The organism is Streptomyces sp. NPDC007929 (assembly GCF_042959065.1).
Classification (GTDB): Bacteria; Actinomycetota; Actinomycetes; order Streptomycetales; family Streptomycetaceae; genus Streptomyces.
The window spans coordinates 129,927-150,322 of record NZ_JBIBKD010000003.1 but is presented as its reverse complement, the minus strand read 5'-3'; the positions used below and the strand labels follow the sequence as shown (position 1 = coordinate 150,322).

At 66.8% G+C, this 20,396-nt stretch carries 21 protein-coding genes; 11 read left to right on the top strand and 10 right to left on the bottom strand.

The window, feature by feature from the left end; all coding sequences use genetic code 11:
* Positions 1 to 35 precede the first annotated feature (35 nt).
* A complete protein-coding gene (locus ACFZDE_RS10265; RefSeq protein WP_391199216.1) occupies positions 36 to 707 on the top strand; it encodes a hypothetical protein in 672 nt (223 codons plus the stop codon).
* Complete coding sequence (locus ACFZDE_RS10260) at positions 698 to 1,789, top strand: hypothetical protein (RefSeq protein WP_391199214.1); 1,092 nt, start codon at positions 698 to 700, stop codon at positions 1,787 to 1,789. Before ACFZDE_RS10265 ends, ACFZDE_RS10260 begins: the two co-directional genes overlap by 10 nt.
* Before the next feature lie 70 nt (positions 1,790 to 1,859).
* Here ACFZDE_RS10260 and ACFZDE_RS10255 read toward each other — a convergent pair whose 3' ends face one another.
* The 3 genes from ACFZDE_RS10255 to ACFZDE_RS10245 all read right to left on the bottom strand — a co-directional run bounded on the left by ACFZDE_RS10255 (position 1,860) and on the right by ACFZDE_RS10245 (position 4,238).
* Positions 1,860 to 2,438, bottom strand: coding sequence for a hypothetical protein (locus tag ACFZDE_RS10255; RefSeq protein WP_391199212.1), 579 nt, complete (start codon positions 2,436 to 2,438; stop codon positions 1,860 to 1,862).
* Between the two features lie 70 nt (positions 2,439 to 2,508).
* Positions 2,509 to 3,534 (bottom strand): hypothetical protein, encoded by a 1,026-nt coding sequence (locus tag ACFZDE_RS10250; RefSeq protein ID WP_391199209.1) that lies wholly within the window; start codon positions 3,532 to 3,534, stop codon positions 2,509 to 2,511.
* 41 nt (positions 3,535 to 3,575) lie between these two features.
* Positions 3,576 to 4,238 (bottom strand): hypothetical protein, encoded by a 663-nt coding sequence (locus ACFZDE_RS10245; RefSeq protein WP_391199206.1) that lies wholly within the window; start codon positions 4,236 to 4,238, stop codon positions 3,576 to 3,578.
* Positions 4,239 to 4,853: 615 nt separating this feature from the next.
* Here ACFZDE_RS10245 and ACFZDE_RS10240 point away from each other — a divergent pair.
* The 7 genes from ACFZDE_RS10240 to ACFZDE_RS10210 all read left to right on the top strand — a co-directional run bounded on the left by ACFZDE_RS10240 (position 4,854) and on the right by ACFZDE_RS10210 (position 9,936).
* Positions 4,854 to 5,507 (top strand): hypothetical protein, encoded by a 654-nt coding sequence (locus ACFZDE_RS10240; protein WP_391199203.1) that lies wholly within the window; start codon positions 4,854 to 4,856, stop codon positions 5,505 to 5,507.
* Positions 5,508 to 5,644: 137 nt separating this feature from the next.
* Entirely contained in the window at positions 5,645 to 6,526 is an 882-nt protein-coding gene (locus ACFZDE_RS10235; protein ID WP_391199200.1) for a hypothetical protein, read from the top strand.
* 40 nt (positions 6,527 to 6,566) lie between these two features.
* Positions 6,567 to 6,866 carry a hypothetical protein gene (locus ACFZDE_RS10230; RefSeq protein WP_391199197.1) on the top strand — a complete coding sequence of 100 codons (300 nt, stop codon included), beginning with the start codon at positions 6,567 to 6,569 and terminating at the stop codon, positions 6,864 to 6,866.
* Positions 6,863 to 8,212 (top strand): hypothetical protein, encoded by a 1,350-nt coding sequence (locus ACFZDE_RS10225; RefSeq protein ID WP_391199195.1) that lies wholly within the window; start codon positions 6,863 to 6,865, stop codon positions 8,210 to 8,212. Before ACFZDE_RS10230 ends, ACFZDE_RS10225 begins: the two co-directional genes overlap by 4 nt.
* Before the next feature lie 9 nt (positions 8,213 to 8,221).
* Positions 8,222 to 8,635 (top strand): hypothetical protein, encoded by a 414-nt coding sequence (locus ACFZDE_RS10220; protein WP_391199194.1) that lies wholly within the window; start codon positions 8,222 to 8,224, stop codon positions 8,633 to 8,635.
* Complete coding sequence (locus ACFZDE_RS10215; RefSeq protein WP_391199192.1) at positions 8,622 to 9,251, top strand: hypothetical protein; 630 nt, start codon at positions 8,622 to 8,624, stop codon at positions 9,249 to 9,251. Before ACFZDE_RS10220 ends, ACFZDE_RS10215 begins: the two co-directional genes overlap by 14 nt.
* Positions 9,252 to 9,294: 43 nt before the next feature.
* The gene (locus tag ACFZDE_RS10210; RefSeq protein WP_391199190.1) at positions 9,295 to 9,936 is read left to right on the top strand and encodes a hypothetical protein; all 642 of its coding nucleotides are present in this window, start codon (positions 9,295 to 9,297) and stop codon (positions 9,934 to 9,936) included.
* Between the two features lie 210 nt (positions 9,937 to 10,146).
* Here the strand turns inward: ACFZDE_RS10210 and ACFZDE_RS10205 are convergent, their stop codons facing one another.
* The 6 genes from ACFZDE_RS10205 to ACFZDE_RS10180 are packed head-to-tail and all read right to left on the bottom strand — an operon-like array spanning position 10,147 to position 14,129.
* The gene (locus tag ACFZDE_RS10205) at positions 10,147 to 10,716 is read right to left on the bottom strand and encodes a hypothetical protein (RefSeq protein WP_391199187.1); all 570 of its coding nucleotides are present in this window, start codon (positions 10,714 to 10,716) and stop codon (positions 10,147 to 10,149) included.
* 15 nt (positions 10,717 to 10,731) lie between these two features.
* A complete protein-coding gene (locus tag ACFZDE_RS10200; RefSeq protein ID WP_329327363.1) occupies positions 10,732 to 11,310 on the bottom strand; it encodes a hypothetical protein in 579 nt (192 codons plus the stop codon).
* Positions 11,307 to 11,975 (bottom strand): hypothetical protein, encoded by a 669-nt coding sequence (locus ACFZDE_RS10195; protein WP_391199183.1) that lies wholly within the window; start codon positions 11,973 to 11,975, stop codon positions 11,307 to 11,309. Before ACFZDE_RS10195 ends, ACFZDE_RS10200 begins: the two co-directional genes overlap by 4 nt.
* Positions 11,956 to 12,552: a hypothetical protein gene (locus tag ACFZDE_RS10190; protein ID WP_391199180.1), complete on the bottom strand. Its 597-nt coding sequence runs from the start codon at positions 12,550 to 12,552 to the stop codon at positions 11,956 to 11,958. The genes ACFZDE_RS10195 and ACFZDE_RS10190 overlap by 20 nt, the downstream gene beginning before the upstream one ends.
* A gap of 33 nt (positions 12,553 to 12,585) precedes the next feature.
* Positions 12,586 to 13,821: a putative T7SS-secreted protein gene (locus ACFZDE_RS10185; RefSeq protein ID WP_329327366.1), complete on the bottom strand. Its 1,236-nt coding sequence runs from the start codon at positions 13,819 to 13,821 to the stop codon at positions 12,586 to 12,588.
* Entirely contained in the window at positions 13,818 to 14,129 is a 312-nt protein-coding gene (locus ACFZDE_RS10180; protein WP_298561302.1) for a WXG100 family type VII secretion target, read from the bottom strand. Before ACFZDE_RS10180 ends, ACFZDE_RS10185 begins: the two co-directional genes overlap by 4 nt.
* Before the next feature lie 151 nt (positions 14,130 to 14,280).
* Here ACFZDE_RS10180 and ACFZDE_RS10175 point away from each other — a divergent pair, with 151 nt between their 5' ends.
* Positions 14,281 to 14,961 carry a hypothetical protein gene (locus ACFZDE_RS10175; protein ID WP_391199177.1) on the top strand — a complete coding sequence of 227 codons (681 nt, stop codon included), beginning with the start codon at positions 14,281 to 14,283 and terminating at the stop codon, positions 14,959 to 14,961.
* 74 nt (positions 14,962 to 15,035) lie between these two features.
* Here ACFZDE_RS10175 and ACFZDE_RS10170 read toward each other — a convergent pair whose 3' ends face one another.
* Positions 15,036 to 15,338, bottom strand: a complete 303-nt coding sequence (locus ACFZDE_RS10170) for a WXG100 family type VII secretion target (RefSeq protein WP_030840100.1) — start codon at positions 15,336 to 15,338, stop codon at positions 15,036 to 15,038.
* A gap of 378 nt (positions 15,339 to 15,716) precedes the next feature.
* On the opposite strand from ACFZDE_RS10170, the gene ACFZDE_RS10165 reads away from it, so the two are divergent.
* On the top strand, positions 15,717 to 20,360 hold the full coding sequence (locus ACFZDE_RS10165; RefSeq protein ID WP_391199174.1) for an FtsK/SpoIIIE domain-containing protein: 4,644 nt from the start codon (positions 15,717 to 15,719) through the stop codon (positions 20,358 to 20,360).
* Positions 20,361 to 20,396 lie beyond the last annotated feature (36 nt).

The window sequence follows — 20,396 nt, the reverse complement described above, 5'->3', positions numbered from 1 at the left end:
ACCAACTGAACTTCTGTCTCTCACGGGGAGTCACTGTGAAGCGCCGCTCATTGCCCGTTGCCGCCGCGTTGACGGCGACGGCAGCACTGCTCTTGACGGCCTGCGGTAGCGGGGACGACAAGTCCGGCGACAACGACAAGATCGCAGGCGCGGGCCAGGAGGCGGAGACGCCGAAGGAGTCGGCCCCCGCCTCGGGAGCCCCGGCAGAGGACAAGCCGGACGGCGTGGACCTGTCCCTCCCGAAGGACATGAACCTCGTCTTCGACTGGGACAAGCCGAAGGACAAGAACGAGGCAGCGGCTATGGATGACGCCGCGAACTATCTCCGCGCGATCTACCGGGGTGTCGACAAGCGCACGGCGAAGGATGCCGCCGTGACGACCTACTCCACCGGCGATGGGCTGCACTACGCGCAGGTACAGATCAATGAGTGGATCAAGGGGGGCTGGACCGCGGAGGGTACCCGCCGTCACTACGACGCCACCACCCGGTCCGCCCCGAACGGCAAGTCCGTTGAGGTGGCCTTCTGCGCGGACACCAGCAAGTTCTACGGCAAAGAGGTCAAGACAGGAAAGGTCCTCAAGACCAAGCCAAGCCGCAAGGACTTCGGCTACTACGAGATCGTCATGGTCAAGTTCCCGACAGGCAACGGCCTGTGGCAGGCATCCAAGGTGTTCGTCGAGACCGGGGCGGAGAAGTGCCGGTGAGACAGCCACGACGTGGAGCCCTCCGCACCAGCACTGCTGCCATAGCCCTTGCGCTCAGCGGCCTCGTTCTCACGGCGCCCGCCGCCGTGGCGGAACCGGTGGATTACAGCAAGGGCGGTGACAAGAAGGAGACCGGCGGCAGCAGCGAAACCGGCATCTACGCCGCCGCCCGCATCCAGTACTCCGGTTCCGTGGCCAAGGGCGGCGGCAGAGGGAACGTGACGTCCACGGACGTCAACTGGACGCCCCCGCCCTGCTGGTACGCCCCCTACCTCGGCGCCAAGGACTTCAAGAAGGAGATGTCCAAGCACATCGACAGCCAGCTGAACACGCCTGGAATGGGCGGGACCGCGGGCGCGGCGCTCGGCGAGACCAAGCGCCACTACGAGGACGGCTTCGACATCCCCGGGAAACCCGGCTACAAGGACTACAACGTCGAGAACGACGGCAAGGGGATGTTCTGGGCCGGCGTCGAGAACCCCAATGAGCCGGACTACCTCAAGCGGACCTCGTGCACGGACCTCCCGTTCTGGGTCGAGAACGGCGAGGCCCCGCCGCCCCAGTACGAGGAGGCCATCTCCCCGGAGATCCTCGCCGCGCTCGCCTACCAGCACATGGAGCTGCCCGACACCAAGGTCACCCTGGCCCCCGAGGCCACCACCAAGGTGAACCTGCCGACCTGGGCCTGGCTGGACAAGGCCGTCTTCGACGAGATCCAGGCGACGGCGGCCCTCAACGTCCCCGGCTTCAACATCCAGGCCACCACCACCGCCAAGCCGGTGTCCCTGAAGCTGGAGCCGGGCACCGAGGACGCCGTGACCTATCCGGCCTCGGGCGAGTGCGTCCTGAACGCCGACGCCTCCATCGGCGAGCCCTACGCCAAGGGCAAGGCCGACCAGACCCCGCCCTGCGGAATCAGGTACCTCCGCTCCTCCGGCGACGGCACGTACAAGCTCCGGGCCACCATCACGTGGGACATCGACTGGACCGGCACCGGCGGCGCGGGCGGAGACCTCCCGAACGGCACCTTCGGCAACGAACAGGCCGTCACCGTCCAGGAGATCCAGTCCGTCAACAGGTGACCGCGGCCGCTACGGCGAACACCGAGATGGCAGTCGCTCTGCCGATACCGGAAGGGTCATCGACGACTTCTCACTGACCCACGTGCTCCCGGTCCCACCGGCTCTGCCGCACACCACCCCACGTGCCCATCCCTACCGCGAGCACGAACAGGACGACGAAGAGCCCGGCCTCAGAGCCGGTCTCCTCGTCGGTGGTCGGCCTGGCAACGCCCGCGGGGTCATACCGGACCCGCAGCTCGGAGCCCGCCGTCACCCACTTGCCGCAGCCCTCGCCTTCCGAGAGCGCGGGCGAAATCTCGCGCCCGTCGGCTCTGCGCAGATCGCAGAAGTCGGTCTTCCCGCTGTCGTCCTTGCGTACGACCACGGCGTCGCTCCACGTGCCCCGCTCCGCCAGGGCGGCCCGGTCACCGGTTTCGCTGCCCAGCACTCCCAGCGCCACCCCGGCGATAACGGGAAAGATGAGCTGCCAGGCGACCTTCCGCCGCTTGCGCGGAACCCTCCGCAGCACCAGGACCGGCACGAGGATCGCAGCGAGCGGCAGCACAATCCAGGCGACAAGCAGGGCCACCCCGCCCACCGGACTCGGCAACGGCACGACGGGCCCGAGCCAGGCGAGCCCGAACGAACCGCCGGCACATGCGACGCTCAACGCCCCCCATCGCACCAAGTCGAAGCGCCACCAGGCACCTTGACCACCCGGCGCTCCCCTCACCCCAGTCTCAGACATGGTCTCCGCCGGTCGAACGGTTCACTGCCTGAGCTTCCTTGACCGTCACGTCCTGCTCGAATGTGGACAGCCCGTCCGGCAGTCCCGGCTGCCGCGCCGGACCGTCTGGGTCGGCGGAGTCTGTCCAGGTCACCTTCCAGGTGATCGACGCCTTGAAGGGGTAGGTGCCGTTGCCGGACGCCCGGAGATACGTGACGTTGCAGCCAGCACCCTCACTGTCGGCCGTGTAACCGCCCTTACCCTTGACCAGGTCATATGTACAGCTCTGCGGGTCGGCTTCGGCCGTACCCGCTTCGACCTTGAGCGCCACGGGTGTTGCCACGGTGGTGGCGGCGAGCTGGACGCCCTTGTAGTCGAGGCTGGCTGTCGTCCACACGCGGTCGAGGTCACCCTTGAACGCGACCCGCGTGCCGAGGTTCACAAGCAGCCGGTCCGCACGGGGCTGCAACTCCACAGGCGGGCTGGGCAACTTGGTCGCGTTGAACGCGAGCTCGGAGAGGATCTCGGGCGTCACCTTGTTCGGATCCGGCTGCGGATCGGCAGGCGGGACCCAGATCTCCCAGTTGTCCGTGGTTACGGGACAGGCCTTGCTGAAGTTGTCATCGCGGAACTGGACCTGCCACCACAAACCCTTGTCGCCCTTGTGGTACTTCTCCTTGTCCCGCTTCCGCGCGTAACTCGCGGCAGGTTCCCCCGCGCCTGCGTAGGCGTCCTCGATGAACTTCTCGTACTCCTCCGGCGTGTACATGGGCTCGTACCAGCACACGGGCGGTTCCCAGGCGGCGTCCGAGGAGGTGGCGGACGCGGTGGAGCCGCTGGAGGCGGGGGTGCTCTGGTTGATGCGGATGTGGGCACCGATGGAGCCCTTGCCGGACTCGGCGCCGGCATCGGTGCCGGAGCCCGAGTCGGCACCCGGCTGGCCGGTCTCAGTGGTGCCGCTGTCTCCATCGACCTGGCCGTCACCCGCGGACGCCGGGGAACCGAGGCCCACCGTCACAATGAGCCCGGCGGCGGCCACGCGGAGAACCGGACGACGGGTCTGCCGAACCGCCTGTGCCTCTACCCCTGGACACACGACGCGTCCCCCTTCTTCCAGCTCTGCTTCTGCACCTGCCAGTCGCCCCGCGAGCCCTTCGCGGCCTGAAGCGTGTACAGGATGAAGTCCTTGTCGCTCGGCTGGGTACGCAGCACCTTCTTCGTGCTGATTTCCTTGCTGTACCCCTTGCTCTGGTCCTCGCAGTAACGGACAGCCGCGGTCTTGCCGTTCGCCATGTCCGAGACCTCGAAGCCGAAGTATCGGTAGTCACCACTGACGGTGAGCCCGTTCTCCTTGACCGTCGCGATCCGATCGGTCCAGTAGGTAAGGGCCGAGGCCGCAAAGTAGCGGTTCATGTTCGCCGTCTGACCACTGCCCTTGCCGAAAGCCTCCAGGCGCGCCTGAGCCGAGTACGCCACATCTCGCAGGATCGCGTCCTTCGTAGCGTCTCCGGTCTGCCCGTTCTCGACGGCAGCCTTTACATCCGACGGGAAGTCGAACGCCGGCGCGCCCTTCTCCGGCGCGGCGGATGCGGACGGTGACGGCGATTCCTCCCCTCCCCCACCGGCTCCTGCGATCTCGTCGCTGTTCGTTCCGTCGCCCGAATCGCTGCTGCAACCAGCCACAGAGAAGGTGACAACAGCAAGGAGGCAGGCCGCGGCCACCCTCCGGCGCGTGGTCAGCATGGCGCTCGTCCTCAGAGGTAGATGGTCGGCGTGACAACGGATGATCCCATGGGGCAAAGCCGTCCACCGAAACGCCTATCAGGACCGATACGGTCGCGTGACCTTTGCGGAGACCTCTTCACATTGGGGATCACCCGCGTCGGCGAACCTTCACCAGCTTCACATCTCGGCGATGACGCGTCGCCTGTGCACACCCCCAAGTCCACCCGTAAGCGCAGGAATCACCCGAGCTCACCGACAGGCTCTGCCCGGCGGACCGCAGAACCCAGCAGATACCGTCGGCGTACCTGGCACACCGTTCTCGTTCCTCGGGGGAGTCTGACCTGTATCGAACACGCCAAATGAGACGACGTCTACCGCCGTGCAGTTGCCCGAGGTGCAGGGCACCGCACTAGCGAATCAGAACCCCCACTTCCGTGGCCCCGGACGCCGCGAACCGCGACGCCGGGGCTGCCCCCTCTTCGGGGAACGATCAGGACACAACCAGCACCCAGAGGGCCCCATACGCACCGGATTGCCCCTGTTCTTGCAGTAGTTCGCTCTGGTGAAACCAGCAACCCCACCGATAGCGTCAGTGCTCTGGACTGAACTTATGTCTCACGGGGAGTCACTGTGATGCGCCGCCCATTGCCCGTTGCTGCCGCACTGATGGCGACGGCAGCACTGCTGTTGACGGCCTGCGGCAGCGGGGACGACAACTCGAAGAGCAACGACAAGATCGCAGGGGCCGACGCGGGCGACACGGCGACGTCGACCTCGCCAAGTGCCGGCGCATCCGGCCCCGCCGACAGGCCCAAGATCACGTTTCCCAAAGGCGTGGAGAACAAGTTCGAAGGCTGGAGGACAGGTGATCCGGCCGGGAACGCCGTGCTGTCCGACGTGACGCAGACGGTGAACGCGGTTGACGACGCGATCCTCCGCGGCGACACGAACTCGGCGACACTCGCGTACTACCGCCAGGGCAAAGCACTCGTGAGCGCGCAGAAGTGGGTCCGGGCCTGGCTGGACGAGGACCTCACGTGGACGGGCTCCACGCGCTACTTCAACCCGAGAGTCAAGGTCGCGGACAGTGACACGGCCGCGGTTGTCTACTGCGCCGACGAGAGCAAGGCCTACAACAAGAACCGCAAAACCGGAACGGTGGACAAGTCGCCGTCCGACGAGAGCCCGTACGTCACGTACAGCACACAGCTCAAGAAGAACAGCAACGGGGTCTGGCAGACCACGGAGGTGCTGTCGAAGCGAGGGGCCACGACGTGCGCGCCCTGACCCGTGGCATAGCCACGCTAGGCGCTCTCCTAGCGGCCATCGGAATGACCACCGGCACCGCAGCAGCGAAGGGACCTGGCGCGTCCGAGGCCGAGATCGGTGCCAGCGGCAAGCGGTCCGGAAGTGACCTCGTCTCCATGATCAGGTACACAAGCACCACCTCCGGCGGTGGCGGCAAGGGCAACGTCACCCCTGTAGGCAACTGGACCCCGCCTGCGTGTTGGTACGAACCGCGCTCCGCGCAGGAGTTCTCCAAGTACGTCGAGAACATGTACGACGAGACGGTCAACACTCCGGGCCAGCACAGCTACGCCAAGACTTCGGCCGGCATGTTCCGCGACAAGTACAAGGATGGAAAGTACAAGAACTACAACCTCGACCAGAAGGACGAGGGCAACTGGTGGGTCGCCGTCCGCGACGAGGACCGCTGGATGGAGCCCGAAGCCCAGCTCTGCGACAAGCCACCCTTCTGGGTCGAGAACGGTACTGCACCGCCCGTGGAGAACCCGGTCACTCCCCAAGTTCTCGCCGAACTCGCCTACAACCGCATCCAACTACCGGACACCGAAGTAGCCGTCGCCCCTGAGGCGACCACAAAGGTCAACCTCCCCACCTGGGCCTGGTTGGACAGAGCCAAGTTCAAAGGGGTCTCGGTCACCGCCGCGCTCAATGTGGGCGGCCTCGACATCCAAGCCACCACCACCGCAAAGCCGGTCTCTCTCAAACTGGAGCCCGGTACGCCCGACGCCGAGACCTACCCCGCCTCCGGCGAGTGCACGATCAACGAGGACGGTTCGATCGGCGAGCCTTACGCCAAGGGCAAGGCCGACAGGACCCCGCCCTGCGGCATCAGGTACCTCCGCTCCTCCGGCGACGGCACCTTCAAGCTCCAGGCCACCGTCACCTGGGAGATCACCTGGACCGGCACGGGCAACCCCAACCCGACGCAGCTCCCCAACGGCACCTTCGGCAACGACCAGGACGTGACCGTCCAGGAGATTCAGTCCGTCAACCGGTGAACCAACAACAGCGAACACACATACGGGGGGAGGGTCAGCCATGAGCGACTCGGATCTGACGGTCGACTACGACTTCCTCGCGGACTGCGAGCGCAAGCTCGGGCAGCTCAAGAAGACCTTCGAGGACATCGAGAACCGTCGCGATGACATGGACAAGCACTGGGGCTCCGGTGCGGTAGCCGACGTAATGGAGGATTTCGTCGACAACTGGGACGACTACCGCACCCGGCTCGTCGAGTCGCTCGATTCGGTCGGCAAACTCGTGGCCGGAACCAAGAAGGCGTTCGTAAGCCTGGACGAGCAGTTGGCCGAGCAGAACAAGAAGAAGCAGAAGAAGTGACACCGACATCCAAGCGCCGTCCGGTCGACTGGCAGCCGCTTTGTGACTCCGACCCCGTGCCCGGTGACCCGGAAGAGATCCGTGCCGAGGTCAAGCACATGGAGTCGGTCGCCAAGAAACTCCGGGATCAGGCCAAGAACCTCCAAGCGATCAGCGGCGAGGACACTCTCAAAGGCAAGTACGTCAAACGCCTTCGCGAAGAGTCCGGGACGCTGGAGAAGCACATGCGGGAGGTGGCCAGCCGGTACGAGCGTGTGCACGGCCATCTGACCACGTGGTCGAACGAGCTGGAAGACTTCCAGTCGGACGCCGACAAGGTCTTGCATCAGGCGAAGGAGAAGCAGGGTGAGATCGAGGCGGAGAAGAAGAAGGAAGCCGCCTCCGCCGACAAGGACACCCCTCAGCCCTCCGTCAGCGGCACCGACCAGGACCCACTTCAGTCGTACCGCAACCGGCTGAACGACATCACCGGAGACCGGGACACTCGCGCCAAGCACCATGCTGGGAAGATCCGCGCCGAGATCGAAGACGTGATCGAGGACTCGTGGTGGGACGACGTCAAGGGCTGGGTCCATGACAATGCCGACTTGATCAAGGCTTTCATCGATGTTCTCGGCTGGATCGCGACGATTGCAGGCTTTGTGGCACTTGCCATCCCCGGCTTGAACCTGCTCGTGCTCGGCATCGCGGCGCTCACGATCGGGCTCAGACTCCTGCTGGTGGCGTCCGGCGACGCCACCTGGACGGATGTCATCTTCGACGTCGTGGGTGGGCTGCTCGTTGTGGGCGGCCTCGGGGCCGCCGCGAAGCTCGCCAGCGGCGCCAAGGCGACCGTCGGTGCCGCTCAGGCCGCCCGGACCGCCGGCCTGAGCCGGGGACTCAGGGGCGTCAAGGGCATCCTGGATGAAACGGGGCGGATGATGACGAGAATGCCGCAGGGAGCGGGGCGGCAGGCCATCGGCGCGGCCCGTAACGCAATGCGCAAGTCCATCTCCCAGAACGTCGGCCTGGTCGTCAAGAATCCGCTGAGAGTCAGCCCGTTGTCGACGCTGGCACACCTCGGCGACAAGGAGATGGCCGGCATGGCGAAGATGCTGCAGGCGAACAAGACTGCCTTCCCGGAGGCCGCGGGTGCTGCCGCGGACAAGGCCTACAAGGCGTACAAGGCGGGCCTCGGCGTCGCCTGGACCGGCATGGCGATGGACGTCACGGACAAGGCGCTAGGAAAGAGCGACCTGACAAGCTTGACCCACGAAGAGTTCGGAACCGGCGAGAAGCCGTACAACGCGGCGTACTCGGACTGGAAGGACAACACCCTGAAGCCCGCCCCCGATACCCACTGGTGAGGAATGACCATGGACCTGTACTCGGCGCAACGCATTGCGGAGGCCGAAGCCGCCCGCACCGGAATCGGCACCGGACCCAACCGGCGGCTCCGGCTGACGCTGTTTATCGGAATGCCTCTGTTTCTGCCGGTATTGGGCATTATGATCCTTGTGCCGAAGTCCCTGATGAATGCCGTGCTCTACGCCTATGAGGCCGGGATCGTCGGCTGCCTGCTGCATTACGTCTGGGTGTTCGCGAAGTACCCCCGTCATGCGGGCCGTCCGCCCTACCTCACACGAGATCTGGCCATGGGAGGCGGCTTCTTCCTTCCCTCGTTGTTCTTCGGCTTCTGGCCGGGCATGATCGCCGCCCCGTCCTGGGCACTCTTCGTAGGCGTTGCCTACACCGTGGAAGCCATGCGAGGGCGCAATGACCACCGTTGAGCACCGGGCCCCAAATGGCTTCAACCTGGTGCCGCCGCCCGGCTGGGACGTGATCCCTCTGCACACGGGCACTCAGGAGGCGACGGACCGCATCGTCCGCAAGGCCGTCAGACAGCTGCCCGCCGGCTTTCCCAAGGACGACATTCCAAAGGTGCGGTTGAAGCTGACTCAGGAGTTGAAGAAGGTCGTCCGCCGGGCCAGCGCCAAGGGAGGAATGACTCTCTACCTCCCCACCGAACGCCTCCACGGCGTCGCACTGCCCGTCTCGATCGTGGCCTCCGAACCGATCGAGATTCCGCGGGTCAGGCCCAGCAGCGGCCCAGAAGCGGTCCTGGCCGCACTAGCCTCCGAGACCACCGGAGCCGAGCTACGGGAGCTCGACGACACAGCGGCCCTGCGCTCGGAACGAGATGTACCCGCCGACGCGGCCCAGGGCGTCGACGTCGCTCACCGCCAGGTCGAGTACTTGGTGCCGATTCCGGACAGCACGCCTGACCGATACATCACCTTCTCCTTCAGCGCCCTGATCGCGCCCGGCTCGGATCCCGCCTTCTACGACACCCTCGTGGAGCTGTTCGACGCCGTGATGAGGACCTTCCGTTGGAGCTACGCCTGAGGACATCCCGCCACTGCCCACGCCCCAACGAAAGAGACAGCTCATGTCAGACGGCACCCTCTGGAGCGCCGACCTCGGCGCCCCGCTCCACATCGACACGGATACCGACCCATACCTATGGGGCTATCTTCATCTCCAGATCGACAAACGGACCTTCAAGGAATGGCTGGACCAGCACCTGATCGGCTTGGCCGCCATTCACAACATCGAACTCACCCGTAAGCTCCGCCGCTTCCACAAGAACTTCTACGAGCAGACGATCGTCACCCTGCGGGACAAGCTGGAGGCCGACGAGGCGTTCATCTATCACCCTGTGCCGCTCACCTACATGCCCCTGGTGATGCACGCCACCCGCATCCACTGCGAAGCCCCCGACGCGGCCTCCTGTGAGGGGTTCAGCGCGCCGACCGTGCCGCACTCGGACATCCCCGAGTGGCAGCAACGTACCGGCAGTATTGCTTTCGCCTCACCACATCTCGGCGAGGACGGCGTCCGGGTCACCCGTTCCTACCCGGCGGACAACACCATCATGATGACCTCGGTGACCTATCACTGGCACACCCCGCCCGGCACACCCGACGTCTGCCTCCGCGGGCACCACGACGATCCCGAAGTGATGGCTGCGGCAATGGGTGCACTGGACGACTTCGCACGGACGCTCCGACTTCCCGGGACGGCCCGTTGACCGGCGCCGCCTGGGCGGTTCAAGCTGCGAGCATGGTTGTGGCGCCGGAGCACGTAGGGGTGAGCGAAAGAGTTGGCCTCGCTCATCGCAGGGTTGGGGCGCTTGTTCAGGCCGGAACCGCGGGAGGCGTTCGTGGAGTTGTTCGAGGGCCTGCTGTCGGGCCTAACCCGCACGGCTGAGCGATGGCCGAGTGAGCCGCTCTGCGGGCGTTCACCTGCGTACCGCCCGACTCTTCCCTCCGCCCTTCTTCCGAAGCCTCCGCACCCGCATCCGCTCCCTCGCGAGTTGTTCCGCCGCCCTCGCGCTGGTCCAGCGGTGGACGGACCAACCGACCAGCCCGGCAGTGACGACGTAGGCGAGGAACGCCGTGCCTGTCCCGGGAAGGTAGGCGCAACTCATCGAACGGCAATTCCTGGCACGCACGCCAGCGAGCAGGTAGAAGAGCGGCGCGAAAGCCGCAGCGCAGCAGATCGCCGTTCCCGCGGAGCGCAGTCCACGCGTCAGACGGGTCCCGCCCAGGACCCCCGAAGTGCAACGCAATCCTCCGATCACCCCGAGCATGGTGATCACACCGAGGGTCACACCCAGCGCCCAGGAACCTCCTGGCAGTCCCACGAGGGTCGGAATCGTCTCGCGGGCGAACCGCTTCCACAGGCCCGTGAGCAGCAGGATCAGGCCCGTGCCGACCACCAGGCAGAGGATCGCTCCGGCGATTCCCAAACCGTCGCGCATTCCCCAGCGCCGGTCAGTACCCACCGCCCCGTCAGCTTGCCTCTGCATCTGTGTTCCTCCGAGTCACTGCACCCACCGAAGCGACCCCGCGATCGCATCACACAGGCGCTCCATCGGACCACCCATCCCGGTGAGCGGGGACGAGAAGGAGAGCGTCAGATAGCCGACCCCGCCGGGCATCAGGACGTGGACGTTCAGCGTCGTGGCACCGGCAACGCGTACAGCCGGCCCTGCCGTCAGCTCCACCACCGACACCTGCCGCCGTCCTGCGCCTTCGGGCTCTCGCAGTTCGAGCCAGGCCGCGTACTCCTCCGGGTCGGCAGGGGTATCGCCCAGCGGCACCAGGGACACCAGGAGGGAGGCGGGGAGGCCGCCGTCCCGGGAGATCGTCAGGAGGAAGAACTCCATGGCCCCGCGCGCCCGCCCCGCCTCCGCGGTATTGCGCAGGGTGGTCCAGACGTCCCGTGCGAGTTCCGCGGGGACGTTCCGGCCCTCCGACTGGCGGTCGACAAACGTCTTGAGCTGGGAGCGCCAGCGGTCCCGCATGAGGTCGACACGGAACCACTCGCGCGGCACCAGCAGGTCGTAGTCCCTGGGCACCCCCACCGTCGGTGAGGTGCCGCCCAGCGCCGCCCCCTTCACCCCGGCATCACCAGCGGAGCCCCGTCGTTGTCGAAGAAGCGGACGCTCTTCACGATGCCGGCGAACATGGCGGAGAAGACGTCCCACCCTTCGACTGTCGGCGTGCCCATTTCCAGCAAGAGCACGGTCCCGTTGTTCAGAGGTATTTGCAACTGTATGAACGACGTCCAGACCGGCTCGTCCTGGCCCGACTGCGTCAGACTGCCGTCGATGCCGGAAGACCGGTTGCCCACGCATGTCACGGCCGGGCCGCAGGGCAGCTCCACTTCACCGATCTGCCCGAGATCCAGGTGCCGCATTGTGGTGGCGATGAACCCCACCGGATTGGCACCGGCTCGCTCGTCGAGGTCAAGGAGGCTGACGTTCACCGAGGCAGTGCAGCGGACGCCGTCGACCTCCGTGGTGACGAAGCCGGCGTACTGCACGCCCGCCTCGATGAACTCGTCGTAGTGCGCCGCGCACATCGCGGCGTACTGCACCTGCACTTCCTCGTTGGCACCGGGCAGCGCCTGCTTGGCCAACTCGACCAGGTGGTCGGCCAGCTCGTCCAGATCATCCGCCTCGAAGGGCAGTTCGAGGAAACCCTCCGGCATGATCCAGCGGACCTCTATGCCGTCGCTGTCCATGAGGCTGCGCTGGGCTTCGTCAACGGTGGCCGTGGTCATCTGTGCCCTTGCTGTCGGACTGTTCGCGGTCGTCCACTTCGGGGCGGAACGTCGCCGCGAAGGGGTAGGGCCCGTAGTGCGGATAGTGAGCGGGTATGTCCGCCCCTCTCCGTCGAGCGATGTGGGCGATCTTCCGGTACCTGGCCGCCCGGGCCCGCAGGTTCTGCCGGACCGGGTCGACCCAGTGCGACATCGCGCTGCGCACGAAGAAGAAGAACTGAGTCACCACGACCGTGATGGCGACCGCCAGATAGGCGTTGCGAGGAGCGGCGGTCTCCCAGTACTGCGCCACACCGGCCCAATAGAGCACGGCCCCGAGGCCCACGAGCGCCAATGGCACTCCATGCACAAAGCCGGCGTTGAACATGTCCTCTTCGTCGCGATGACGACGGCGCAGCAGTTCGAGCACCGCCCGGTCGTCCAGGAAGTCGAACCGTAGCTCTCGTCGAGCCTCCTCCGCGGCCCGTCTCGCCTCGGGCACGTCGGCGATCACCGAGCCGCCGACCAAGGTGGCCGTGTCGCCACCTCGGCGGCCGATGAATTCCCAGGGCCCGAGATCGTGATCTTCGTCGCTCATGGCGTCTGCGCTCCTTGAACAGGCTGACGGGTTCTATGCAGCCAAGGCCGCGTTGAACGCCGTGGGTGAGACGCTCGGGGCCGGGCGGGGTGAGGGCGAGGGCGTGGGTGCGGGCGTCGCGGCCTTGGGCGGCTCCTGGTAACCGGTCTTCTCACCGTTCTCACCACTGAACATCCTGTGCAACGCGCTCGCCAGGCCCGCCCCCTTGATGACGCCAGTGATCTTCTTGCCGTCGATCAGGTCGGCACGCGCCGTCCTGCCGAGCACCTTGTTCACCACCTTGACGGCGACGCCGTTCAGGAAGTTGTGGCCGACACCGTCGAGCGCCGTCGTATACGTCCTCAGATTTCCGAATGCCTTCACCTTCGAAAGCCCCTTGAGGCCCTTGAGAGCACGGAGCCCCTTCAGCGCCCCCAACCCGGGCAACACTCCCAGCGCATCGGCGCCCAGCTTCATCCAATCGACTTTTCCCCCGCGCACAGTCATGTCGTAGGCATGACCGGCGAGCGCGGCCGCACTGGTCACCACGGCAAGGGTCGCGAATATAGGAACCAGGAACTGGAGCGGTGGGACGAAGGCACAGATCACTGCAAGCACGGACAGGACTGCGGAGATGTTCGCCAGCATGTCTGCCCAGTCCGCGAGGAAGTTCATGAATCCGCCCGGGTCTCGGACCGCATCATGATGCACGACGTTCCTGATATGCCGAGCTGCCTTGTCCCCCGCGTCGTCGTAGATGTCCCTGGCGTCCTTCACCGCTTTGCGAGCGGCACCCATGGCGAGTAGGGCCTCGCCGCGCTTCTTGACCCAGCGCTCGTACTCTTCCTTCTCCGAGGCAGGAATGTTTGCCATCGGGTACTTCTCGGTGAACTTCTTCACCTCGTCGTCAGCCAGGTCGTGGTCGGCCTTGGCCTCACGGTAATCAGCAAGTGCCTTGTCCGCCTTCCGCTGCGCGCGGCGCATTTCGCTGGCGAACTGATCCGAGCTCCCTTCGCGCACGTCCTCCCCGACAGCCTTGGCCGCTTCGTCGTAGCGCTCGAAGGACTTCTTCAGCTTGTCCGCCGTGCCACCGGCAATCTCATGGAATCCCTTTCCGGCCTCACTGTCCCAACCCTCCACCGAGGCGAGCGCCTTGATGACCCGGGACTGCTCCTCGATCATGTCGGCCATCTTGCGCAACTCGCGCCCCAGTTCAGCGACTTCCTCCGGGTCGCCTGGCGTCGGGTCGTCATGCCACAGAGGCGGCCAGTCGGCGTCCGTCCTGCTCACTTCTTCCCCTTGCTCTGCGCCTTGGCATCTCGGATGGCCTTGGCCAGCTCCTGGTCGACACCGTCGTATGCCTTGGCCGCGGTCCGGGTGAACTCAGCCAGCTGCTCAAGTTCCTTCATCAGCTTCTTCCGGGTCTTCTTCCAAGTGTCCCCAAAATCTGAGAAAGCGTCCTTGAGGCCGCCGTGACCTATTGCCTGGCCATACTCGTCCGCAGGGTTGCCATGCCGCTCGAACTCGCCGTGAATTTTGTTCAGATCGCGTGAGCACTGCTTGATGGCGGCGAGATCCGCCTTTATATGGTCCCCCATGAGTGATACCTCTCTACATGTTGATGACTGTTCTCGGCGGAATCCATGGTCGTCGGCACGATCGCCGGACTCTCTCACTCCTCATGACACCCCGTACGAGATACGCTCGCGACATACCGATCCCGTTTCCCGTCGGCAAGGAGAGTCTTCAGTGACACGCAGGGGCAAGCAACGCGTGGTGGGAGACCGCCTCGGCATCCACGCCGAGGCGGGCGAGTGGTGCACGATCGACAAGATCCCCCAACCCCCGGCAGACGTGCTCCAGGCTGCGGGCAATCCTCGGCTCCGCCCCGCCAGGATGCGTCCGCTGGGCATGGCCGGTGCGGCGCTCGGGGCGCCTTTCATCCCTGTCATCATGTTCTTCGAGTTCCTGGCCAAGATTGAGCAAGCGGTCATGCGATCCCTTGACGCGAAGGACGAAAAGGAGCGACTGCGGGCCAAGAAGGAAGACGAGAAACGCCGCCGGGACGCCACCGTCGCCGAACAAGGCCTCGACAAGGTCTTCGACGGAAACTGGCAGGGCAACGCCGGTCAATTCCTGCTGCGTTGGTACAGCCACTCCACCCACCACCAGCGCTTGCTCCTGGCGACTCAGGACGAAATCGTCCTTGTGGCTCCGCCGCAGCGCGTCAGCGTGGGGCGGGAGAAGCGCATGGAAGTCGTCGCCCGCATCCCCGCCTCCCAGGCAACCCTCGTCGACCCGTTCTCCGGCGAGCTCGAGACGAGGATGCTGCTCATACGTTTCCGCGACGGATCCTGGCTGCGTGTCGAGACGGAAGAGCTCCGCAGCGACCTCCACATGCACCTGCTACGGCAGCCTCTCGCCGACTGACGGTCCCCGCCGGCCCGGAGCCGGAGGCCGGGTGCCGGCAGCGTCCGCCGACGGCACCCGGCAAGCCCCTGGACCTACTTGCTCCGAGCCTGCTTCGCCAGCTCGTCGTCGATCTGCTCGAACTTGTCCGCGGCCATGGTCAGGTAGTCACCCATGCCGTCGAGGCCGTCCAGCGTGTCCTTCATGCCGCGCACGAACTCGTCGAAGTTCTCGTCGAACGCCTTCGACGAACTCTTCGTGACGTAGCCGCCCTGCACCAGGTTGTTGATGTACTTCTTGAGGCCCTCGAGCTTCTCCTGGAGCTTTTCCTTCTCCTTCACGACATGCTTGGCTGCATCCCGCATGTCCTGATATGTGACATCAAGGTCCTTGGCCATGAAGCCGCTCCCTCTCGCAACGCCGCAGGGCCAACCCCCGTGGCTTCCCTGTTTGCGGACTCACCGGCCCGGAAGCCGAGTTGCCGGTCGCACGTGCCGACCGGTGTGATCGTCCGCTCTTGCGTCAGCAGCTTACGGGTGTGGCCTGTGGTGCCCCATACCCGCCTTGTGAACGAGCCGTCATGAAAGCGTGTACGCCGTTGCCATCGGGAACGTCACGGCGCCTCCCCATTGCCCCGCCGTCGTACCGAACGGATATCGTCCCTGTACCGCTGTGACCCGCGTGGCCCAGGAGCACGAGAGAGGTCGGCAGCACGGCGGTACCAGCGACAGACACCACGCGGCCGTACCGGCCCAGTGGCACGGGGAGGACAAGTCGTGCGCCTGACTCTGACCGTCGTCGACCCGTACGGCGGCGGCACCGCTGATGTGGTGCTCGATGCCGATCCTGAGTCCACCGTGGGGGACATCGCGCAGGAGCTGGCCAAGCAGGTGGGGCACAGCGGGGCGCAGGTCATCCCGCTCGGGCAGCACCGGCACGCGCCGGCCAACAACGCGCCCCTCGTGTACGTGGACGGATATGCCGTCGATCCCGGCGCCACCGTCGTGGGGTCGCCCCTGCGCGAGGGTGCCGTCGTCAGCCTTCAGGATCCGTCCGGGTGTCTGCCGGGTGAGCCCACCGGGCTGGTCGAGCTGCGCGTGGTCGGCGGGCCCGCCGCCGGGTTCGTGCACCGGCTCGGCGTCGGGCGGTACGACATCGGCAGCGGGGCGGCGTCGTACGTCCGTATCGACGATCCCGAGGTCGATGCCCGGGCCCTCACCCTCTCCGTCGCCACCGACGGCACCTGCCAGGTCGCCGTGCACTCGGACAAGAAGCACGTCACCCTCGACGGCACCTCCCTCGCGCAGGACGAGGACGAGAAGGACGAGCCCGGCGGCAAGAAGCGCGGCAAGAAGAAGGACCAGGAGAAGGCGAAGGAGGAAGGGAAGACCGGGCCCGTCGAGTGGCCCCTCGGCGCTCAGATCGGGCTCGGCAACACCCTTCTCGAACTCACCCGGTACACACCCCCGAACGCCGCTCTCAAGTGGTCCGACGACGGCGTCGGCCTCGACTACAACCGCCCCCCGCGGCTGCGCCCGCCGGAGCGGCAGACCAACTTCCGGCTGCCGTCACGGCCCCGGGACTACGAGGCCAGGCCGCTGCCCTGGCTGATGGCGCTGACGCCGCTGGTGGGTGCCGTCGTATCGGTGATGATCTTCCAGCGCTGGTACTACCTGATCATGGCGGCCCTCAGCCCGATCCTGCTCTTCGCCAACTACTACAACGACAAGAAGCACGGGCGTAAGTCGCACGCCAAGCAGGTCGAGGAGTATCAGGAGCAGAAGGAGCGGATCGAGAAGGACGCCCAGGACGCGCTCGTCGTTGAGCGCAACGACCGGCGGCACGCCATACCCGATCCGGCGACAGTGCTCGCCGTGGGCACCGGGCCCCGGACCCGTCTGTGGGAGCGGCGGCGCACCGACCGCGACCACCTGCTGATCCGTTTCGGGACCGGTCAGCTGCCCTCCGAGGTGGTGCTCGACGACCCCGAGCAGGACGACCACCGCCGCCAGGTGACCTGGAAGATCGAGGACGCCCCGGTCGCGCTGCACCTGCGCACCCTCGGTGTCGTTGGTATGGCCGGGCCCGGTGATTCCGCCCGTGCCCTCGGGCGCTGGGCCGTCGCGCAGACCGCGGCGCTGCACAGCCCGATGGACGTGCAGTTCTACGTACTGAGCGACAACGCCGCTCAGGAGTCCTGGGACTGGGTGCGCTGGCTGCCGCACGCCCGGCCGTCCGGCGGACAGGACGTCAACGCGCTCATCGGGACGGACGCCGAGACGGTCGGTGCCCGCATCGGCGAGCTGACGCAGATCCTCGACGCGCGCAAGAAGGCCGCCGAGGAGAACAAGTCGCAGGGCAATTCGAGCTTCGGCGACCCCGACATCGTGGTGGTATGGGACGGGTCGCGGCGGCTGCGGTCCCTTCCCGGCGTCGTACGGCTGCTGCGTGAGGGTCCCGCCGTGTCGATGTTCGCCATCTGCCTGGACGCCGAGGAACGGTTCCTGCCGGGTGAGTGCCAGGCGTACGTGGTGGCCGAGCCGAAGGCCGTGGAGTACGAGCCGACCCAGCAGGCACAGCAGCAGCCCCAGCAGGCCGCCGGCGGCTTCCCCTCCTTCCAGGCCTGGCACACCAACGACCGGCAGCCCGAACAGGCCGAGCGCACCGAGCAGTTGCGGCTGCGCGTGGAGGAGGCTGGTGCGGAGCGACTGAAGGACGTACGGCCCGACTTCGTCTCCGCGGCCTGGTGCCTCAGGCTCGCCCGGTCGCTGTCGCCACTGCGGGACATCAGCGGCGAGACCGAGGACTCGGCGCTGCCGGGGTCGAGCCGGCTGCTGGACGTGCTCCAGCTGGAGCCGCCGACCAGTGACGCGATCGTGGCGCGCTGGCGGATGGGCGGGCAGTCGACGCTGGCCGTGATCGGCGAGTCGTACGACGGGGCGTTCGGGATCGACATCCGCAAGGACGGCCCGCACGGCCTCATCGCCGGTACAACCGGTTCCGGTAAGTCGGAGCTGCTGCAGACCATCGTGGCGGCACTGGCAGTGGCGAACACGCCCGAGAACATGACGTTCGTGCTGGTCGACTACAAGGGTGGCGCAGCGTTCAAGGACTGTGTGCATCTGCCGCACACGGTCGGCATGGTGACCGACCTCGACGCCCACCTGGTGGAGCGGGCACTGGAGTCGCTGGGTGCGGAGCTGCACCGGCGCGAGCACATCCTTGCCGCCGCCGACGCCAAGGACATCGAGGACTACCAGGACCTGGTGCGCCGGGACCCCTCGCACCGGCCGGTGCCCCGTCTGCTCATCGTCATCGACGAGTTCGCCTCGATGGTGCGCGACCTGCCCGACTTCGTGACGGGGCTGGTGAACATCGCCCAGCGCGGTCGTTCCCTCGGCATCCACCTGCTGCTGGCGACGCAGCGGCCGTCCGGTGTCGTCTCGCCGGAGATCCGCGCCAACACCAACCTCCGGATCGCGCTGCGGGTGACGGACGGCGGCGAGTCGTCGGACGTCATCGACTCGCCCGAGGCCGGGCACATCTCCAAGAACACCCCGGGTCGCGCGTACGCCCGGCTCGGGCACGCCTCGCTGGTGCCCTTCCAGTCCGGGCGGGTCGGAGGCCGTCGGCCCGGTGCGGCGGACCCGGCCGTTCTGATGCCCTGGGTGGGCCCGCTGGCCTGGGAGGACTTGGGCCGGGCCGCGCTGGTCAAGCCGAAGGCCGAGTCCCGTGAGGACGAGGAGATCACCGATCTGAAGGTCCTGGTCGACACCATCCGTGACGCCAACAGCTCCCTGGGCATCCCGCCGCAGCACAGCCCGTGGCTGCCCGCCCTGGACGAGACGCTGCTGCTGGACGACGTGGAGCTGCCCGCGTTCGCCGGTGGCCCCGGCAAGCTGCCGCCTGCGCCGTACGGCATCGAGGACCTGCCCGCGAGCCAGGCCCGCCGCCCGGTCGCCGTGGACTTCTCCTCCTTCGGTCACCTAATGATCGGCGGTGCCCCGCGCAGCGGCCGCTCCCAGGTGCTGCGCACCCTCGCGGGCTCCATCGCCCGCACGCATTCCCTTGCCGACGTGCACCTCTACGGCATCGACTGCGGCAACGGCGCCCTCAACGCCCTGACGCGGCTGCCGCACTGTGGTGCGGTCGTGAGTCGCAACCAGACCGAGCGGGTCGTGCGGCTGGTCAACCGGCTCAAGAACGAGATGGGCCGTCGCCAGGACGTACTGGCGGAGAAGGGCTTCGCGGACATCGGCGAGCAGCGGGCGTCGGTCGCCGAGGACGAGCGACTGCCGCACATCGTGGTCCTGCTGGACCGCTGGGAGGGCTGGGTGCCCACCCTCGGCGAGGTCGACCACGGGTCGCTGACCGACGAGTTGCAGACGATGATGCGCGAGGGCGCCAGCGTCGGCATCCACCTGGTGCTGACGGGTGACCGCACTCTCCTCGTGGGCCGGATCGCGACGCTCACCGAGGACAAGTACGGGCTGCGGCTCGCCGACCGCAGCGACTTCTCAGCGCTGGGCATCCCGGCGCGCAAGGTGCCGGAGGAGATTCCGCCGGGCCGTGCGTTCCGCAACGAGTTCGGTACGGAGACGCAGTTCGCGCTGCTGTCCGCGGACACCACCGGTCAGGGCCAGGCCGCGGCGCTGGCGGCGATCGGCGAGGCGGCCGCGGCCCGCGATGCCGGCGTCCCCCGCTCGCGACGCCCCTTCCGCGTCGACAGCCTGCCCAGCCGCATCTCCTTCCCGGAGGCCTGGGAGCTGCGCGACCCGGACGCGTCCCGCTCGCGGCTGTGGGGTCTGGTCGGTATCGGCGGCGACGAGATCGTCGGCTTCGGCCCCGACCTGGCCGAGGGCGTACCGGCGTTCGTCGTGGCCGGTCCGGCCAAGTCGGGCCGCTCGACGGTCATGATGAACTTCGCCCACTCGTTCCTGTCCCAGGGCACCCGTCTGGTCATCGCGGCCCCGCGGCAGTCCCCACTGCGCGGGCTCGACGGCACGGACGGTGTGCTGAAGGTCTTCACCGGTGACGACATCGACGAGGACGAGTTCGAGGAGCTGATCGACCAGGCGTCCCTGGAGGAGCCGATCGCGGTCCTCGTCGACGACGGCGAGCTCCTGGAGGACTGCGACGCCGAGAGCCAGATGAAGAAGCTGGTCTCCCGCGGCGCGGAACGCGGGCTCGCGCTCGTCATCGCCGGTGACGAGGAGGACGTGTGCAGCGGCTTCTCGGGCTGGCAGGTCGACGCCAAGAAGGCCCGCCGCGGCATCCTGCTGTCCCCGCAGGAGTCCTCCAGCGGGGACCTCGTCGGTGTCCGTATCAACCGCAGCATGGTCGGCGGCCAGGTCTCCCCCGGCAAGGGCATGCTCCACCTCGGCGACGGGGAGCTGCGTACGGTGGTCATCCCGGGGTGAGGAGCCGGGGCAGCCGGTCCGACGCGAGGGACGACT

What these genes read in the sequence shown, in the direction of transcription:
- ACFZDE_RS10245 (WP_391199206.1), bottom strand. Translation starts at nt 4,238, where the DNA reads ATGCTGACCACGCGCCGGAGGGTGGCCGCGGCCTGCCTCCTTGCTGTT.
- ACFZDE_RS10240 (WP_391199203.1), top strand. Translation starts at nt 4,854, where the DNA reads ATGCGCCGCCCATTGCCCGTTGCTGCCGCACTGATGGCGACGGCAGCA.
- ACFZDE_RS10235 (WP_391199200.1), top strand. Translation starts at nt 5,645, where the DNA reads ATGATCAGGTACACAAGCACCACCTCCGGCGGTGGCGGCAAGGGCAAC.
- ACFZDE_RS10230 (WP_391199197.1), top strand. Translation starts at nt 6,567, where the DNA reads ATGAGCGACTCGGATCTGACGGTCGACTACGACTTCCTCGCGGACTGC.
- ACFZDE_RS10220 (WP_391199194.1), top strand. Translation starts at nt 8,222, where the DNA reads ATGGACCTGTACTCGGCGCAACGCATTGCGGAGGCCGAAGCCGCCCGC.
- ACFZDE_RS10215 (WP_391199192.1), top strand. Translation starts at nt 8,622, where the DNA reads ATGACCACCGTTGAGCACCGGGCCCCAAATGGCTTCAACCTGGTGCCG.
- ACFZDE_RS10210 (WP_391199190.1), top strand. Translation starts at nt 9,295, where the DNA reads ATGTCAGACGGCACCCTCTGGAGCGCCGACCTCGGCGCCCCGCTCCAC.
- ACFZDE_RS10205 (WP_391199187.1), bottom strand. Translation starts at nt 10,716, where the DNA reads ATGCAGAGGCAAGCTGACGGGGCGGTGGGTACTGACCGGCGCTGGGGA.
- ACFZDE_RS10195 (WP_391199183.1), bottom strand. Translation starts at nt 11,975, where the DNA reads ATGACCACGGCCACCGTTGACGAAGCCCAGCGCAGCCTCATGGACAGC.
- ACFZDE_RS10190 (WP_391199180.1), bottom strand. Translation starts at nt 12,552, where the DNA reads ATGAGCGACGAAGATCACGATCTCGGGCCCTGGGAATTCATCGGCCGC.
- ACFZDE_RS10180 (WP_298561302.1), bottom strand. Translation starts at nt 14,129, where the DNA reads ATGGGGGACCATATAAAGGCGGATCTCGCCGCCATCAAGCAGTGCTCA.
- ACFZDE_RS10170 (WP_030840100.1), bottom strand. Translation starts at nt 15,338, where the DNA reads ATGGCCAAGGACCTTGATGTCACATATCAGGACATGCGGGATGCAGCC.